Genomic DNA, 17,177 nt, shown 5'->3' on the forward strand with positions numbered 1-17,177 from the left:
TTTTATGAACGCAAACCGTGAACATCAATGTGATGTGTTAGTGGTGGGTAGTGGCGCAGCCGGTCTATCGTTGGCGTTACGTGTAGCAAAACATGGCAAAGTCATCGTGCTAAGTAAGGGGCCACGCAGTGAAGGGGCAACCTACTATGCGCAAGGGGGGATTGCCGCAGTCTTTGATGAATCCGACAGTATCGAGTCACATGTGCAAGACACACTCATCGCGGGTGGAGGTATCTGCGAGCAAGAATCCGTAGAGTTCATTGCTAAAAACGCAAAGAAATGTGTCCAGTGGCTCATTGATGGAGGTGTACCTTTCGATCGTGAAGATGACGACAGTGATGATGAACCCCGTTATCACCTAACCCGCGAAGGGGGACACAGCCATCGTCGTATCCTTCATGCCGCAGATGCGACTGGCATGGCAATGCAAACGTCACTGCAAGACAACGTCCATAATCACCCGAATATCACGGTGCTAGAGCGCCATAATGCCTTGGACTTAATCACCGAAGACAAAATTGGTGGCGATGACAAAAAAGTGGTTGGCGCCTACATTTGGAACCGAAACCAAGAGCAAGTTGAAACTGTTCGCGCGAAATTTGTTGTGCTTGCAACAGGTGGTGCATCCAAAGTGTATCAATACACATCAAACCCAGATGTCTCTTCAGGAGACGGTATTGCGATGGCCTGGCGAGCAGGATGCCGCGTTGCAAACTTGGAGTTCAACCAATTCCATCCCACCTGTCTGTACCATCCAGAGGCGCGCAATTTCTTACTAACAGAAGCCTTACGTGGTGAGGGCGCATACCTTCGGAGGCCAGACGGTTCTCGCTTTATGCCCGACTTCGATGAACGCGAAGAGCTGGCCCCTCGTGATGTCGTCGCTCGTGCTATCGACTTCGAAATGAAGCGACTGGGCGCGGACTGTATGTATCTAGATATCAGTCACAAGCCGGCCGAGTTTATCGAGAAACACTTCCCAACCATCAATATGAGATTGTTGGATTTGGGCATCGATATGACAAAAGAACCAATTCCTGTGGTTCCTGCTGCGCACTATACCTGTGGCGGTGTCATGGTGAACTTCCAAGGCGAGACCGATTTGGCGCAACTCTATGCGATCGGCGAAGTCAGCTACACCGGCTTGCATGGTGCGAACCGCATGGCCTCAAACTCTCTGCTTGAGTGTGTAGTTTACGCCTGGTCTGCTGCCAAAGATATCCTCAAGAAGTTAGACCAAGCCGATTTACCGCCAAGTCTACCTGCGTGGGATGAAAGCCAAGTGAGCTGCTCCGATGAAGAAGTTGTTATCCAACACAACTGGCATGAGCTGCGCCTATTTATGTGGGACTACATGGGAATAGTACGAACAGACAAACGCTTAGAACGAGCACTACGTCGTATTCAATTGCTTCAGCAAGAGACTCACGAATATTACAGCAACTTTAAAGTGTCGAATAACCTATTAGAACTGAGGAACTTACTGCAAGTTGCTGAGCTAATGGTGCGTTGTGCGATGGAAAGAAAAGAGAGTCGCGGGCTCCACTATACGCTGGATTATCCAGAACAAGCAGAAAACAGTGGACCTACAATTTTAGTGCCTGAAAAACTTCAATAAACACCAACGAAAAAGGAGCTTAGTGCTCCTTTTTTAATACCACCAGCAAGTGTCTATACGCCCCCTCATCCAAGCTATCTCGCCATAACAGCACTCGTCGCCCATCCTGGAACCAAAACCAAACGCACCACTCGTCTAGGGTAAAAATGACTTTACGAATCGTCACTGATTCGCCTTGATAGTGAATATGACCTAAAGAGTCTACGTACAGCTCTCCTTTCATCGGGGGAATAAGCAAGGTGCGCTTTCGGCAAATACTTATCAATAAAACTATGAAGATTGCTGCAAGAAAAAGAGGTATTTCGGAGAGGATAACAATGAGAGAGGCCAATACCGCAAGAGCAATATTGGCCTGAGATGAACGCTGGGATTCTGCTATATAAACTCTAGCGGACTTTGCTGAGGTTATGCGCGACAATCTTATCTACCATCGAAGCATGACCTAAATTCTCGCTGCGCCCGTGTCCCATAATCCAAGTAAACAAATCTGGGTCGTCGCACTCTAGCAGAGAAACAAAGTCACGCTGCTCATTTTCACTCAACGACTCAAAACATTCTTCAAAAAAAGGCATGATTACCACATCGAGCTCTAGCATACCTCGACGACAGCCCCACTTAATGCGCGCTTTTTCTTCCGCGGTGTACATTCTATTTCCTCACCTTTTCGGTTGTTGTAGCCCGAGTTTATCAAGCAAACCCATAGACAACTACCAACTCAGTCACACTCCCGAATACGCCAGAGAAATATCCTGCCTAAAGCTGTCTTTCTCTGCTCTAAAATGAATCCGAAACGAAATGGGCACACTCGGGTAAAGGTTGTTTCATCAGGGCATTAGGCTTTAACATAGTGGCACTGAATTTACAGCAGGTAACTAACATGGATTGGCAAAATACGTTTGCACCTTTATCACTCTCCTCTACGGATGAATTGCCAGAATTTGCTCTTACCCACTTAACCTCATGGGGAGCGATCAGCATGATCGGCGATGACAAAAAGTCCTACCTTCAAGGGCAAGTCACCTGTGATGTGGTTACTCTCGAACAAACTCAATCAACCTTTGGCGCACACTGCGACGCAAAAGGTAAAGTGTGGAGCGTATTCCGACTGTTTCACCACAATGGCGGCTATGCGATGGTTCAGCCAAAATCCGCCATCGATGTCGAACTAACCGAGCTGAAGAAATACGCCATTTTTTCCAAAGTTGATATCGCACAAAGCGATGATGTTCTCTTTGGCGTGATGGGAGAACAGGCCACATCTTGGATAGATTCGCTTTCAAATGAGACAGGCGATGTGCGTCCTATTGATGGCGGAACCGCAGTTAAAGTAGGGCCGCAGCGTTGGTTGCTTATCGTTAGCGACGCAAGCGTGGAGTCACTGCTCGCTAACTGCTCTGCTCAACGTGTTGAAGAGTCACTGTGGACCTATTACGAAATTGAAGCCGCTTTGCCTTTCGTATCAAGCGATCAGCAAAATGAACATATTCCTCAAGCTCTTAACCTACAAGCCATTGGCGGAATCAGCTTCACCAAAGGCTGTTATACCGGTCAAGAGACGGTTGCTCGCGCGAAATACCGCGGTATGAATAAACGCGCCATGTTCATCGTCAAAGGGACAACGGCATCCATAATTGAAGAAGGTGCAGAACTCGAACGCGCTGTTGGAGAGAACTGGCGCAGTGCAGGCACCCTCATGACAACTTATCAGTTCAATGATGGCAAAGCGTCCGGATTGATTGTGTTACCAAACAACCTAGAAGCCGATACCCAATTACGTCTAAAATCCCAACCGGATCAGATTTGGACCATGGCCCCGTTACCTTACTCGCTAGATGATGAATAATTATCTCGATACCAAGGTCACACGCTATTTAACTGAGCAGCAAGTGCCTTTTCGCTTGCTGCCTCACCGGACTCCAGCGACCACTATCGAAGATGCAGCGCGGCAACGCGGTGTGCGCCCGAGTCAGATGGTTAAGTCGATCGTACTGCGGGATATGGGCGATCTCTACGCACTCGCTTGCGCCCCTGGAGATCAATCCGTGGATCCAAAAAAAGTGCGCGCGATCTTAAACTGTCGCAGGATGACATGTGTCGATCTGAAAAGCGTCCCTGAACTGACCGGCTATGAAATCGGCACTGTCACCCCGCTTCTTCTGACAACACCCATGTCGATCATTTTTGATCATCGAATAAGCCTTGAAGATGAAGTGACGATCAGTAGCGGTTCAAATATGGCAGGTATTGCTCTAAAGCGTGACGATCTCATACGCTTATGCCAGCCGCTTTTCGCTGACATTTGTAGATAAAGATTGCAACTTCCTCCCATCCTATACATCTAATTGCAATCAAAAAGTGACTCAATCCGCAATTAAATGACCGTGATAGTTAAATTATTATTCATTTAATAAGCATATATAGTCACAGAGTGTATTTTAGATTATGCTTATCCTGTTGGTTAAAGTTTGGGTAAGAATGTCATCTAACCTAGAGACGATAAGGCGTAGAGGTCCTATCGACCCTTTTCGTCATCCTTCACCAACGAAAAAAGTGAATCCACTGATTGTTTCAGGACATCCACTTTTTGTGTAATGCATCTGTGACTATTCGCCCGCAATGAGCGGGCTTTTTTTTATAAAATTTTTACAATAAATTAGCACATCCTTAAAAACTTCAACTATTCTTATTTTTGTCATATTGATCTGGCTTAATGTGCGCTAACTGAAGTCAGATAAGAGTTCAGATAACAGAAGATAATTGAGGTAACAATCACACTAAATTGGATATCTATCCGAATTTTTGCTTACACCAGCACAAATATCCAATTTACCCATTAAAACTGCATATTCCTCCACCACTATCACATATTTATAAGGGGGAAATTCGTATAATTTGCAGTGCTTGCTAAACATAAGGATTTATTTATGAGACTGTTTAAGCGCTATACACCAGGTATGATTGCTAAACACGTAAGTCGGCTGTTTAAGGGAAGAATTTACATATACGGCGTAGGAAAATTTGAGTTTGATAACGGCAAACTCTTACCTCCAGAAAAGGCCGAAAAAAGGCACTTTAAAGCGGTTAAAGAAGTGAACGAAGAGATCATGAAACTTCGTTGTGCCTACGCTTAAATTTTCACACGATAGAATTAAGAAGGGTTGGCGATTGCCAACCCTTTGCTGTTTTAGCTCACTGAACTTGTGCTTCGCCTTGCAAGTATCGGTAACTCTCCTTTAAGACCCAGTGCTCGTTTCATGATTTCATCTTTTGCCCCCGGTAACTGGCTCACCAATGTCATACCAATGCCGCGCACCAGTTTTTTCGCCGGATTGCCTCCAGAAAACAGGTCTTTAAAACCTTGCATCGCAGCGATCATTTTCGCCGCTTCAGCCTTTCTCCAGCGCTCGTACCCTCGCAAATTGCGCTTTGAACCTATATCTTCACCCTTTTGCCACAATGAAATCACTTCTTGAGCAAGACTAGCCGCATCAAGCATTCCAAGGTTGACACCCTGTCCAGCTAAAGGGTGAATCGTATGTGCAGCATCGCCAACAAGCGCCACTCGTTCTACCACAAAATCCCGCGCATAACGCATCTTGAGAGGGAAGGCAAAACGCTCACCGACCACTTCACACAGCCCTAAGCGAGCATCAAACTCAGCCGTCAGTGCTTTATTAAATTCTGAATCAGAAAGTGCAATCAGTTTGTCCGCGCGATTTGGCTCTGTCGACCACACAATGGAGCTCATATTGCTTTCACCCATCGGTAAGAAAGCCAGTGGACCTTGTGGTGTGAATGTTTGACGAGCAACTCGCTCGTGCGCCTCTGCGGTCCAGACATTTGCCACAATCGCACTGTGCCCGTAATCCCAGTGAGTTAGGGGAATATCTTGTTGCTTGCGCACCCACGAGTTCGCCCCATCAGCTCCGACAACCAGCTTCGCGGTCAGTGCTTGACCATTATCAAGGGTAAGCCAAGCTTCACTCTCTCCAATTGCCATGGAGCTGCACTTGCTAGGCATAAATAGGCTCACGTTAGGCAACTGCTTAACCTGCTCAAGTAACGCTAACTGAATGACACGATTCTCCACAATGTGGCCAAGGTCTGGCTGAGCAAGTTTTTGCGCATCAAACTCGATACGAGCAAAACTGTCTTGTTCCCAGACTTCCATTGCCGAGTAGGGCGAGTAACGACGCGAAAGAATACCAGGCCAAGCACCAAGATTACGCAATATGTTCTCACTAGAGCGGCTTAGCGCGGAGACTCTCACATCCGGCAAATCTGCGAGCTGCTCATCAGGCTCACGACTTTCGATAACCGCGATGCGCAACTCGGTCTCTTTAAATGCGGCGGCCAGTGCAAGCCCAACCATGCCACCACCAACGATGGCAATATCTACACTCTGCATCATGTACTTCAAATCCTTATACGAAATAGTTATCTCGCGACTAAACCTAATGTTCTCGACAACAGCGGGGCTTTCAATGGAGGTAAGTTGTCCATAGCTGCCAAGCCTAAGTTACGGCCTATACGCAACGTCAAATAATCATTGGAGAACAGGTGTACAAGCGATGAGGTAAGAGAGATGGTCGCCTCTCTATCACCAGCCCGACGCTGTTTGAAACGGCTGAGCACTTGGTAGCAACCCGGGTCTTGATGAGCGTTGGCAATCTCTTCTGCCAAGCTGGCAACATCGCGAATACCTAAGTTAAACCCTTGACCAGCAATAGGGTGAAGAGTTTGAGCTGCGTTGCCGACAACCGCAAACCGATGAGAGACATTTTGCTGGCGATATCGCAGCAACAATGGATAACTCGCTCGCTGCCCCACCCGTTCCAATCGACCTAAACGCCAACCGAACGCACTTTGCAGCTCGTCCAAGAAAGCGGAATCGTCCAACGTCATTACACGCTCTGCGCTATCTGGACGTAGGCACCAAACCAAAGACATTCGCCCTTCGCTCATTGGCAACAACGCTACAGGGCCACTTTCTGTGAATCGCTCATATGCTCGACCTTGGTGAGCTTGCTCCGTCGACACATTAGCAATAACGGCAACTTGTTCGAAATCATGCTCCGTCAATGCCAAGCCAATCTGTTCGCAGCATGTCGACAAAGCACCATCTGCCGCGACCAATAGTTTGGCGCTGAGCTGCTCTCCGCTATCAAGAGAGAGATGAACACTGTCAATTTCTCTGTGTACACTCGCCACTGCCGCGGGACAAAACAGTTCAATATGATCATTTTGCAGGGCTTTCTGATGATAGAGTCGCCCAACATCGGCGAGCTCTACCACATAGCCAAGGCTCTCGATGCCGTAATCTCGCGCGTCAATCTCAGTCATGCCAGCATGCGTGCGGTCAGAGACATGGATATGTTCGATCGCCGTTGCGACGGGTTTAATGTCATCCCATAAGCCAAGTTGCTGGAGGATGCTAACCGTTCCGCGCGACAAAGCAATCGAGCGCGAGTCAAACCCTGGGTGCGATGAATGATCAACTTGAAATGGCTCAACAACGGCAATAGAGAGTGGCTGTGGAGATAGCTTATTCATTGCAAGAGCGAGCGTCATACCCGCCATCGCCCCACCAGCAATGACTACATCAAACTGCTTCATGCCCATACCTACTTAGTGAATCGTTGGTGCCTTGTTCTCACTTGGCTTTTGGCCAAACTCTGCATGAATGGTAAGCACACACGCTTTGACATGCTCGATAACTTGTTCAAGCAATTGAGCTTGCTCTTCCATGTCATCATCTTCATCGATACCTAGTTTCGAAATTTCTTCGAGATCGGCTAATGCTTCTTTAATGTCCGCGGGCGCTTTTTTGATCTCAGCCCCGACAAGACCTAGCCCCGAGATAAAATGGTTCACCCACTCAGCAAGGCCATCAGCGATATCAAACAAACTGGCACTCGCATCTTCGTCTGGTAGCAACAGCTCTAAATCCATGCCTGAGCCCGTCAACTCTTGAGTCGTCGCATCTAAAGTCGATTCCGCCAATTTCAGTACGTGCATTGGCCACCCCATACCATCGTTGGTGTAATCGAATACAAGCGGTTGCCAACTTTTATCGGTCAAGCTCAAACCGCCACTTAGCATTCCGGTTAACAAACCATGCAGTTCGGCAGGATTGACCGCGATACCTGAAGATTGCAGCTCACTAGCCAATGTCAAATAATCTGGAAGATTGCTATCACTCATGAAGAGACCTAAAATTTTGCAAATAAGCGTAATCGTACCACTTACCAATGCGAGCGAAAACGAACGATTCTGCAATTGTGGATAGCTTTTACACAATTTGTCCAATTACTGTGTTATTACTTCGAGTTGCTTGCGAAAAGCTTGAATCTTAACAAGGCTTTTCCTATAGTTTCCCCCTCGGTGACAAACTGCAGAGTCACCCCAAGTAGCGTGCAGAGTTGATATGAGTAATCAAGCAGTTGAAGTAGAAATTTTAGGTCGATTAACCCGTGTAAATTGTCCTTCAGGTCAAGAAGAGTCGTTAATTAAAGCGGCGAAACGTCTTGATGAAAACCTGAAAGATATGGCGGCAAAGACTAAAATTACTAATGAAGTGCAATTGCTGACCTTTGTCGCGTTGAACATCTGTCATGAACTGGAAAGCCGTGATAGTGTTAAAGCAGAGCAACAAAATGCTCTCACTGAGCGTATGGAACTGCTCAGCGCATCACTCGGTGATGCATTAAGTAAAGTAAAGCCAGGACAGCAATAGCCTTTACCGCCAAAATAAGAATTTACCCTGGAGTGTGCGTTAGGGGATTACGTCCCTGAGCCGATAAGCAATGCCAAAGGGTTAGTACTTGGTTGCTATTGAGCAAGCTCGGCATGTACCGAGAAGCCTACGGTAGCCATTGCTGATCCGCCCTGAACCAACTGGTTCATGGGTCAAACATCTCCAACGGCACTCTGGGGTATCCTCCTCGATACCTCAAATAGGGGTATATTTGATGACACTTTCTCGCCAAGATTTTCGCCAACACATTCGCACCAAACGTAACCAACTGAGCAGCGACGTTCAACATATCGCAGGGCTTGACCTCGTCACCCAGTTCTCAACAATCCCAGAAGTAAAACGCGCTCAACATATTGCTCTGTATCTCAGTGCAGACGGAGAAATCGAGACCTCGGCATTAATTGAGTGGCTATGGAGCCAAGGCAAGAGAACCTATTTGCCGGTTATTCATCCTTTTTCGAAAGGCCACCTGCTGTTTCTTCATTATGATGCTTCGACCCCCATGGTGTTGAACCGCTACGCCATCGCCGAGCCCAAACTCGATCAAACGCGCATTCTTCCCGCCGCTCAATTGGATCTTATCTGTACCCCCTTGGTGGCGTTCGACAATACTGGTCACCGATTAGGTATGGGCGGTGGTTACTACGATCGCACCTTGGAGCCTTGGTTTAAGTCAAAAACAGGCCCTAAGCCCATCGGCCTTGCTCACGATTGTCAACAAGTGGAACAGCTACCAGTTGAAAGTTGGGATGTGCCTCTACCCAAAATAGTGACACCAAGCCAGATCTGGGATTGGGAATGACGCGCAATTGAAGATATAATCGCGCCGCAATTCACCGTTAATAAACCTCACTTAGGAGATGAGCATGACTCAAGATGAAATGAAAAAAGAAGCAGGTTGGGCCGCACTAAAATATGTCGAAAAAGGCAGCATTGTAGGTGTGGGTACTGGCTCAACGGTCAATCACTTCATCGACGCTCTAGGTACGATCAAAGAAGAGATCAAAGGTGCAGTGTCTAGCTCAGAAGCCTCTACCCAGCGTCTTAAAGAGCTGGAAATCGAAGTTTTCGATTGTAACGAAGTGGCAGGTCTGGATATTTACGTAGACGGTGCTGACGAAATCAACGCAAACCGCGAAATGATTAAAGGCGGCGGTGCAGCCCTAACACGCGAAAAAATCGTGGCGGCAATCTCAGACAAGTTCATCTGTATTGTTGATGACACTAAAGCCGTGGATGTGCTGGGTGAATTTCCACTGCCAGTTGAAGTCATCCCGATGGCTCGCTCGTACGTTGCTCGTGAGCTCGTAAAATTGGGTGGCGATCCTGCTTATCGTGAAGGCTGTATCACTGACAACGGCAACGTGATTTTGGATGTGTACGGTATGCAAATCACTAACCCTAAAGAACTTGAAGACAAGATCAATGCACTTCCAGGTGTGGTAACGGTTGGTCTTTTTGCTCACCGTGGTGCTGATGTTGTCATTACAGGCACCCAACAAGGTGCAAAAATCGAAGAGTAACTCTCTTTCTGTTCGTTATTTCCTTACAAACGGTACCGTTCGGTGCCGTTTTTTCATTTCTCTCTATAAAAATTATGCCTTATTCCGTAATTTTCTTACCCAAGCTGTATTTTTTTTGTTAACTTAGTGAGCAGAAGACGCACAAGGAAAACGTTTGCGTCACATTAAAGTGTCTAGAAAACGTTATCAATGACAATGTGCGCCAGTTAAGCCCCGATTTCCCATTTTAAGGATGAAGATAATGGCCAAAGTTTCACTGGAAAAAGAAAAAATAAAGATCCTACTTCTAGAAGGTCTACACCCATCTTCGGTAGAAGTTTTGCAAGCTGCGGGATACTCAAACATTGAATATCACAAAGGTTCACTTCCAGAAGAAGAACTGCTTGAAGCGGTTAAAGACGCGCATTTCATTGGTATTCGCTCCCGTACAAATCTTTCTCAAGAAGTGATCAATGCGGCGGAAAAACTGGTCGCGATTGGCTGTTTCTGTATCGGTACCAACCAAGTAGATTTAGCGGCGGCAGCAGAGCGCGGTATTCCAGTGTTCAACGCACCGTTTTCTAATACTCGTAGTGTTGCTGAGCTCGTGCTTGGCCAAATTCTGTTACTACTGCGCGGTATCCCCGAGAAAAACGCCCTTGCCCACCGCGGTATTTGGAAGAAGAGCGCAGACAACTCGAACGAAGCACGCGGTAAACGCTTGGGTATTATTGGCTACGGTCATATCGGTACTCAGCTCGGTATTATTGCTGAAAACCTGGGCATGCGCGTTTATTTCTACGACATCGAGAATAAGCTCTCGCTAGGTAATGCCACTCAAGTCCATACCATGAGTGAATTGCTGAATAAGTGTGATGTTATCTCACTGCATGTTCCAGAAACGCCTGAAACGAAAAACATGATGGGTTCGGAAGAGTTCGCACGCATGAAGCCTGGTTCTATCTTCATCAATGCGGCACGCGGCACTGTAGTAGATATCGAAGCTCTGTGTCATTCATTGGAAGCGGGTCATCTATCAGGCGCGGCTATCGATGTATTCCCTGTAGAACCTAAAACCAACGCTGACCCATTTGAATCGCCACTGCAGAAGTTTGACAATGTCATCCTAACGCCTCACGTTGGTGGTTCAACGCAAGAAGCGCAAGAGAATATCGGTGTGGAAGTGGCTGGCAAGCTAGCGAAGTACTCAGATAATGGCTCTACACTTTCTAGCGTTAACTTCCCTGAAGTATCACTGCCTGAACACCGCGACTGTTCTCGTCTATTGCACATTCACAAGAACCGCCCAGGTATCTTGACTCAAATTAACACCATCTTCGCGGAAGAAGGGATTAACATTGCGGGTCAGTATCTACAAACCGCAGCGGATATTGGTTACGTTGTGATCGATGTAGAGGCAGGTCGCTCAGAAGAAGCACTGGCGAAACTGAAAAACATCGAAGGGACAATTCGCGCTCGAATCCTTCACTAATAACTCAGTGTATAGACACAAAAAAACCACCGATATTCGGTGGTTTTTTATTTTATTCAGAATGTTAGGCTTTTAAAGCTCGTTCACCACGAGCAATCCCAACCACACCACTTCGTGCCACTTCGATGACTTCCGTCACTTCAGAAATCGCTTGGATAAACGCATCAAGTTTTTCACTCGTTCCGGCAAGCTGAACCGTATACTGAGATGAAGTCACATCAACGATCTGGCCACGAAAGATATCAGCAGTACGTTTTACTTCAGCACGGGCAAAACCACTCGCTTTCACCTTCACCATCATCAGTTCACGCTCAATGTGCTCTAACTCAGACACTTCTTGAACTTTAAGCACATCGATCAGCTTGTTTAGCTGTTTTTGAATCTGCTCAAGCTTCATTTCATCAGAAATGGTCGTGATATTTAGGCGCGACAGTGTTTCATCATCCGTTGGCGATACGGTCAGAGATTCGATGTTGTATCCACGTTGAGAGAACAAGCCAACAACGCGAGACAGTGCACCAGGTTGGTTTTCCATTAAAAGCGAAATAATGTGTCTCATATTATGTTCTCTCCGTTTTGCTTAGCCACATCTTATCCATACCCTCACCTTTAATTTGCATCGGGTATACATGCTCCGTTTCATCGACATTGATATCAACAAACACCAAACGATCTTTCATATCGAGCGCTTTCTGCAAGCCTTCTTCAAGCTGATCTGGGGTTTCAATACGAATACCCACATGGCCGTACGCTTCTGCGATCGCGGCGAAATCCGGAACTGAACTCATGTAAGAGTTAGAGTGACGACCTTGGTAGATAATATCTTGCCATTGTTTCACCATACCAAGGAAACGGTTGTTCAAGTTGATGATTTTAACTGGAATATCGTACTGCATTGCGGTCGATAGTTCCTGAATGTTCATTTGGATACTGCCATCACCGGTAACCACCACCACTTCTTCATCTGGCTTGGCAAACTTCACGCCCATGCCAGCAGGAAGACCAAAGCCCATCGTGCCTAAGCCGCCAGAGTTGATCCAACGGCGTGGTTTGTTAAACGGGTAGTAAAGGGCTGCGAACATTTGGTGCTGACCAACATCAGAAGCAACATACGCGTCACCATTGGTCAGTTTGTGTAGCGTCTCAATTACCTGTTGAGGTTTGATGCGCTCTGGTGATGTTTCATACGCCAAACTCTTACGCTCTCGCCAAAGTTCGATATCACTCCACCAGCTTTGCAGTGCATCTGCGTCATTGACCGCGCCTTGCTCTTCCATCAGCTTGACCATGCTCTCAAGCACTTTTTCTGCTGAACCTACAATAGGGAGATCCGCTTTAACGTTCTTTGAAATCGAGGAAGGATCGATATCAATATGCATAACCTTTGCGTTCGGGCAGTATTTTTCTAAGTTGTTAGTCGTACGATCATCAAAACGTACTCCAACACCAAAAATAAGATCGGCGTTATGCATCGCCATATTTGCCTCATAGGCACCATGCATACCCAGCATTCCTAACGAGTTCTTGTGCGTCCCCGGAAACGCCCCTAATCCCATCAAGGTGCTCACGACAGGTAAGTTGAGTGCTTCGGCTAAATTCAGTAAGTGGGCATCTGCTTCTGAGATCACCGCACCACCACCGACATAAAGTACCGGTTTTTTCGCTTCGAGTAGCGCTTTTAAACCTTTCTTGATTTGGCCTTTGTGACCAGTGGTCGTTGGCTTGTACGAACGCATAGAGATGCTTTCTGGGTATTCGTATGGCAATTTGATTTGTGGATTCATGACGTCTTTCGGCAAATCAATGACCACTGGGCCAGGGCGACCCGTCGTTGCAATGTAGAAGGCTTTTTTAACTGTTTCAGGGATGTCTTCGGCTTTTTTGACTAAAAAGCTGTGCTTAACGACAGGACGAGAAACACCGACGATGTCGCACTCTTGGAACGCATCGTTACCGATAAGATTATTCGGTACGTTACCTGAAATAACGATCATTGGGATGGAGTCCATGTAGGCGGTCGCAATACCTGTAATGGTATTGGTAGCGCCAGGACCGGAACAGACAAGGACAACACCCGGATTGCCTGTTGCGCGCGCATAACCATCGGCCATGTGCGTAGCGGCTTGTTCATGACGAACCAGAACATGTTTGATTTGGTCGTCTTTCGCATGAAGCGCATCGTAGATATCAAGAACGGAACCGCCAGGGTAACCGAAAATTTGCTCTACACCTTCTTCGATCAGAGATTGCACTACCATCTCTGCACCGGACAACATTGCTGCCATATTTTTCTCCTTAACCAGTTTTCCAATCAATAAGGTCAACGGATTGGTCTGGTTTTACATAGTCTAGGGCTTATTCGTAGCCTAATTCGAAATACTTCCACTTTTTCGGCTATGTCCTGCTCATCAATAACAATGAACAAGGTAACGCAACAAATGTAACGTTTTATTAGCAACGGGTCTAATGCGATATTGCTCTCAATTTAAACAAGATGCTATTTTTTGGAGATTGATAAGGCAGTAACGCCACATACGACTCACTAACTGGCACTAAATAAATAATTACCACAAAATTTCAGAGTAAAATATTGCAAGACAACTAAATCCCCAGTTCAAGAATGACGATTTGTTGTTGGGGTCAACACAAACAAAAATCCCCCAATAGCGGTCTAATGCTTTTGGGGGATTTTTAAACAATCAAAAAATTAACTTTCAAAAATTTACTTGTTATCCGTTTTATCGGTGTACATTTCTTCGATTTCGTCTTGATACTTGTCGTTAATCACTTTACGACGCAGTTTTTGGGTCGGAGTCAGTTCACCGTCATCCATCGAGAACGCTTTAGGTAGCAGTTTAAACTTTTTCACCTGCTCAAACTTAGCTAACTCTTTCTGTAAGTCGTTAACGCGCTGCTCTAACATTTCAACGATTTGGTGATGCTTAATCAACTCAACACGGTCATGGTACTTAATATTGAGCTCTTTCGCGTACTCTTCCAAAGAATCAAAACATGGCACGATCAGAGCCGACACAAATTTGCGCGTATCCGCAATAACGGCAATTTGCTCGATAAAGTGGTCCTTACCAATCGTTCCTTCAACCATTTGCGGTGCAATGTATTTGCCGTTCGAAGTTTTCATCAGCTCTTTGATGCGATCGGTAATAAACAAGTTTCCATTCACATCGATATGCCCCGCATCGCCCGTTTTGAGGAAACCATGCTCATCAAATGTTTTCGCGGTCTCTTCTGGCATTTTATAGTATCCGCGCATCACCATCGGACCACGAACTAAGATTTCGTTGTTCTCTCCAATCTTAACTTGCGCACCTGGCATCGCCATACCAATTGAGTCAGGGTTGAAACACTGATCATCCCAGCAAGAAATTGTGGCTGTAGTTTCCGTCATGCCGTAGCCGAGCTTGACGTTAATCCCGATCGCATGGAAGAAGCGACCAATGGTCTCATCCAATTTTGCGCCACCACATGGCATAAAGTTGATACGACCACCAAGCAGAGCTCGCAGCTTAGACAACACCAACTTGTCCGCAAGCTTATAGGCTTTTTTAAGTGCGAGTGACGGTTTGCGTCCTTCTTGGTGACAAACAGCCATCTTCGCGCCCATGTTCACAGCCCAGGTAAACATCACTTTGCGGATGAACGGCGCTTTAGCCACTTTCTCATGGATAGCAGAGAAGATTTTCTCGTAGAAACGTGGTACTGCACTCATTACAGTAGGACGTACTTCACTCAGCGCATCACGCACTTGCATCGTGTCCTGTAGGTAACAGTTGGTCGCGCCTTTATAAAGTACGTAGAAGGTCCAAGCACGCTCAAATACATGAGAAAGCGGCAAGAAACAGAGTGACACATCGTCTTCGGTTAGACTCAAGCGTTGATCGTGGCCTTCCAACTGAGCACCAATATTCGCGTAATCTAACATCACCCCTTTCGGCTGCCCCGTGGTACCAGAGGTGTAGATAAGAGTCAGGAGATCATCAAAGTTAGCATCGGACAAACGCTGATCGAGCTCATGACTCTCTTGCTTGTCACCTTTGGCAATGAACTGTTTCCAGTGCAACGCAAACTCATGCTCGCCGATATCGATGCTCTCTGACATTGCAACGATCAGTTCTAGCTGTTCGCACTCTTCGAATATAGAGACCGCGGCATCAAATTGTGGCTGCTCACCGACAAACAGCACTTTCACATCGGCATTTTGTAGAATATAAGCGGACTGCGCAGCTGTGTTGGTGGGGTAGATTGGCACCGTGACTCCGCGCAGTTGCAACGCAGCAAAGTCAGCAATCGTCCATTGAGGCATATTGTTAGAGAAGATCCCTATCTTATCCTGGACTTGAAAGCCTTGAGCCAATAATGCCAGTGAAAGTTCATCCACTTGCTGACCAAACTGCTTCCAGCTGATGCCGTTCCACATATTGCCCACTTTATGTTTAAGAGCAATACGATCACCGCCTTTGGCAATCTGTTCACGAATTCGTTTTACGATATGAAAATCTAAGTTGGCCATCTTTCTTACCTTTAGCTTACACCTGTAAGCTTTTTGAGCGCACAAGTGTACATTTCGCGTTATAAAAGGCAACTGACACGTATCAAAGTTATCAATTAAATAGTAAAAAACCTTGAATGACTTTTGGTCACCCAAGGTTTTATAAGGCTTTGTGGCGATTTACTAGTCGAGTGCGACGACTTCACCACAAATCATCATCAACTGGTCACGTAACCAGATATGACCTTTGTCTTTTTCGCTAGACTCGTGCCAACTCAAGAAACCACTGATCTTCGCATTTTCAAATGGGAAATCGAGGATTTGCAGCTGCTCTTTATTTGCCGCGTTTTCTACCATCCAGCGTGGTGCGATAGTCACTAGCTCAGATTGACCAACCACATACAGCACATTGCTCAAGCTGGTGCCCTCGTAATACGCTTGCACATCCATTTCGCGGTAGGCTTGCTCAGAGAAGCTACGTTGACCGTGAACACGAGACAGTTTGGCATGACGCTCGACACGCAACTCCTCAGCCGTTACCTCAGCTTGAATGCGTGGGTGAGATTTAGCAGCAACAACCACTAGTTCATCTTGGAAAATCTCAGTGCTAGAGAAACCTTGATCATCAAAACGTGCATAATCGATCACGAAGTCTATTTCTTGGTAGCGCATGCGCTCAGCGAGGTGACGGTCAAACTCGGCATCAAGATGAAGCTGTACGTTTGGCGCTTGATCGTGAATCGTCGACATAATCTTCGGTGCAAAACGCATGTCACAAGGGCTGCAAATCGCCAGCTTAAATAGACGAGTTGAAGTTTCTGGTGAAAAAATTGAGCTTGGCAGTTCGTTACGAATCAACTGTAATGCTTGACGCACTGGGCCGAACAATTGGCGAGCGCGTTGCGTTGGTTGAATACCACGACCTTGGCGCATAAACAGCTCGTCATTGAACATCACTTTTAATCTCGCAACGGCATTACTTACAGCCGGTTGTGACATGCCAAGATTGTGGGCAGCGCGAGTAATGTTTTGCTCTTGCATTACCGCGTCAAAAACAGTGAGAAGGTTTAAATCTACTCCACGCAGCGTACTTTCCATGCGGTAGCTAGCAATAGCACTCATAGACTCTTTTTTATCAAACATGGGTCAAGCCTCTTAAATTCGTCAGTGTAAATGGTTCTAGAAGTCAGTAGCAGTTAGGAATAGATAACCTGCACTTTGTTATATTTACTTGTTAGATGAGTTCTAACGAATTACTACTATCAACGAATCAATTAAGGACTAGCAACAAGATTGAT

The 17,177-nt window shown here is 46.4% G+C and carries 17 protein-coding genes and 1 other RNA gene; 9 read left to right on the forward strand and 9 right to left on the reverse strand.

The window, feature by feature from the left end; genetic code table 11:
* The first annotated feature begins 4 nt into the window (after positions 1 to 4).
* Complete coding sequence (gene nadB, locus ACUALS_RS11890) at positions 5 to 1,618, forward strand: L-aspartate oxidase (RefSeq protein ID WP_038140774.1); 1,614 nt, start codon at positions 5 to 7, stop codon at positions 1,616 to 1,618.
* Positions 1,619 to 1,637: 19 nt separating this feature from the next.
* On the opposite strand, the gene ACUALS_RS11895 is transcribed toward nadB, so the two are convergent.
* Positions 1,638 to 2,036 carry a protein YgfX gene (locus tag ACUALS_RS11895; RefSeq protein WP_454448416.1) on the reverse strand — a complete coding sequence of 133 codons (399 nt, stop codon included), beginning with the start codon at positions 2,034 to 2,036 and terminating at the stop codon, positions 1,638 to 1,640.
* Positions 2,005 to 2,265, reverse strand: coding sequence for an FAD assembly factor SdhE (locus tag ACUALS_RS11900; protein WP_005472867.1), 261 nt, complete (start codon positions 2,263 to 2,265; stop codon positions 2,005 to 2,007). Before ACUALS_RS11900 ends, ACUALS_RS11895 begins: the two co-directional genes overlap by 32 nt.
* A gap of 230 nt (positions 2,266 to 2,495) precedes the next feature.
* On the opposite strand from ACUALS_RS11900, the gene ygfZ reads away from it, so the two are divergent.
* The 3 genes from ygfZ to ACUALS_RS11915 all read left to right on the forward strand — a co-directional run bounded on the left by ygfZ (position 2,496) and on the right by ACUALS_RS11915 (position 4,749).
* Positions 2,496 to 3,461 carry a tRNA-modifying protein YgfZ gene (gene ygfZ / locus ACUALS_RS11905; protein ID WP_454449257.1) on the forward strand — a complete coding sequence of 322 codons (966 nt, stop codon included), beginning with the start codon at positions 2,496 to 2,498 and terminating at the stop codon, positions 3,459 to 3,461.
* Positions 3,451 to 3,927, forward strand: a complete 477-nt coding sequence (locus ACUALS_RS11910; protein WP_454448417.1) for an aminoacyl-tRNA deacylase — start codon at positions 3,451 to 3,453, stop codon at positions 3,925 to 3,927. Before ygfZ ends, ACUALS_RS11910 begins: the two co-directional genes overlap by 11 nt.
* 615 nt (positions 3,928 to 4,542) lie before the next feature.
* Positions 4,543 to 4,749 (forward strand): DUF1107 domain-containing protein, encoded by a 207-nt coding sequence (locus ACUALS_RS11915; protein WP_005472913.1) that lies wholly within the window; start codon positions 4,543 to 4,545, stop codon positions 4,747 to 4,749.
* A 53-nt stretch (positions 4,750 to 4,802) separates the two neighbouring features.
* On the opposite strand, the gene ACUALS_RS11920 is transcribed toward ACUALS_RS11915, so the two are convergent.
* The 3 genes from ACUALS_RS11920 to ACUALS_RS11930 are packed head-to-tail and all read right to left on the reverse strand — an operon-like array spanning position 4,803 to position 7,822.
* Positions 4,803 to 6,029 (reverse strand): FAD-dependent 2-octaprenylphenol hydroxylase, encoded by a 1,227-nt coding sequence (locus tag ACUALS_RS11920; protein WP_454448418.1) that lies wholly within the window; start codon positions 6,027 to 6,029, stop codon positions 4,803 to 4,805.
* A gap of 26 nt (positions 6,030 to 6,055) precedes the next feature.
* Positions 6,056 to 7,234, reverse strand: a complete 1,179-nt coding sequence (gene ubiH / locus ACUALS_RS11925) for a 2-octaprenyl-6-methoxyphenyl hydroxylase (protein WP_454448419.1) — start codon at positions 7,232 to 7,234, stop codon at positions 6,056 to 6,058.
* Positions 7,235 to 7,246: 12 nt separating this feature from the next.
* Complete coding sequence (locus ACUALS_RS11930; protein WP_039484554.1) at positions 7,247 to 7,822, reverse strand: YecA/YgfB family protein; 576 nt, start codon at positions 7,820 to 7,822, stop codon at positions 7,247 to 7,249.
* A 223-nt stretch (positions 7,823 to 8,045) separates the two neighbouring features.
* On the opposite strand from ACUALS_RS11930, the gene ACUALS_RS11935 reads away from it, so the two are divergent.
* The 5 genes from ACUALS_RS11935 (at position 8,046) to serA (ending at position 11,369) form a co-directional block, all read left to right on the forward strand.
* The gene (locus ACUALS_RS11935) at positions 8,046 to 8,354 is read left to right on the forward strand and encodes a cell division protein ZapA (protein ID WP_038140782.1); all 309 of its coding nucleotides are present in this window, start codon (positions 8,046 to 8,048) and stop codon (positions 8,352 to 8,354) included.
* A 21-nt stretch (positions 8,355 to 8,375) separates the two neighbouring features.
* Positions 8,376 to 8,559: non-coding RNA, 6S RNA (gene ssrS, locus ACUALS_RS11940), on the forward strand.
* A 30-nt stretch (positions 8,560 to 8,589) separates the two neighbouring features.
* On the forward strand, positions 8,590 to 9,177 hold the full coding sequence (locus tag ACUALS_RS11945; RefSeq protein WP_454448420.1) for a 5-formyltetrahydrofolate cyclo-ligase: 588 nt from the start codon (positions 8,590 to 8,592) through the stop codon (positions 9,175 to 9,177).
* 64 nt (positions 9,178 to 9,241) lie between these two features.
* On the forward strand, positions 9,242 to 9,898 hold the full coding sequence (gene rpiA / locus ACUALS_RS11950; protein WP_038140785.1) for a ribose-5-phosphate isomerase RpiA: 657 nt from the start codon (positions 9,242 to 9,244) through the stop codon (positions 9,896 to 9,898).
* 241 nt (positions 9,899 to 10,139) lie between these two features.
* Positions 10,140 to 11,369: a phosphoglycerate dehydrogenase gene (gene serA / locus ACUALS_RS11955; protein ID WP_005475538.1), complete on the forward strand. Its 1,230-nt coding sequence runs from the start codon at positions 10,140 to 10,142 to the stop codon at positions 11,367 to 11,369.
* A gap of 64 nt (positions 11,370 to 11,433) precedes the next feature.
* Here the strand turns inward: serA and ilvN are convergent, their stop codons facing one another.
* The 4 genes from ilvN to leuO form a co-directional block, all read right to left on the reverse strand.
* Positions 11,434 to 11,928, reverse strand: a complete 495-nt coding sequence (gene ilvN / locus ACUALS_RS11960; RefSeq protein WP_038140789.1) for an acetolactate synthase small subunit — start codon at positions 11,926 to 11,928, stop codon at positions 11,434 to 11,436.
* Between the two features lies 1 nt (position 11,929).
* Positions 11,930 to 13,654, reverse strand: coding sequence for an acetolactate synthase 3 large subunit (locus tag ACUALS_RS11965; RefSeq protein WP_454448421.1), 1,725 nt, complete (start codon positions 13,652 to 13,654; stop codon positions 11,930 to 11,932).
* Between the two features lie 437 nt (positions 13,655 to 14,091).
* Complete coding sequence (locus tag ACUALS_RS11970; RefSeq protein ID WP_454448422.1) at positions 14,092 to 15,900, reverse strand: AMP-dependent synthetase/ligase; 1,809 nt, start codon at positions 15,898 to 15,900, stop codon at positions 14,092 to 14,094.
* A gap of 162 nt (positions 15,901 to 16,062) precedes the next feature.
* Complete coding sequence (gene leuO, locus ACUALS_RS11975; RefSeq protein WP_038140793.1) at positions 16,063 to 17,022, reverse strand: transcriptional regulator LeuO; 960 nt, start codon at positions 17,020 to 17,022, stop codon at positions 16,063 to 16,065.
* Between the last annotated feature and the right edge of the window lie 155 nt (positions 17,023 to 17,177).

The organism is Vibrio sp. NH-7 (assembly GCF_053643215.1).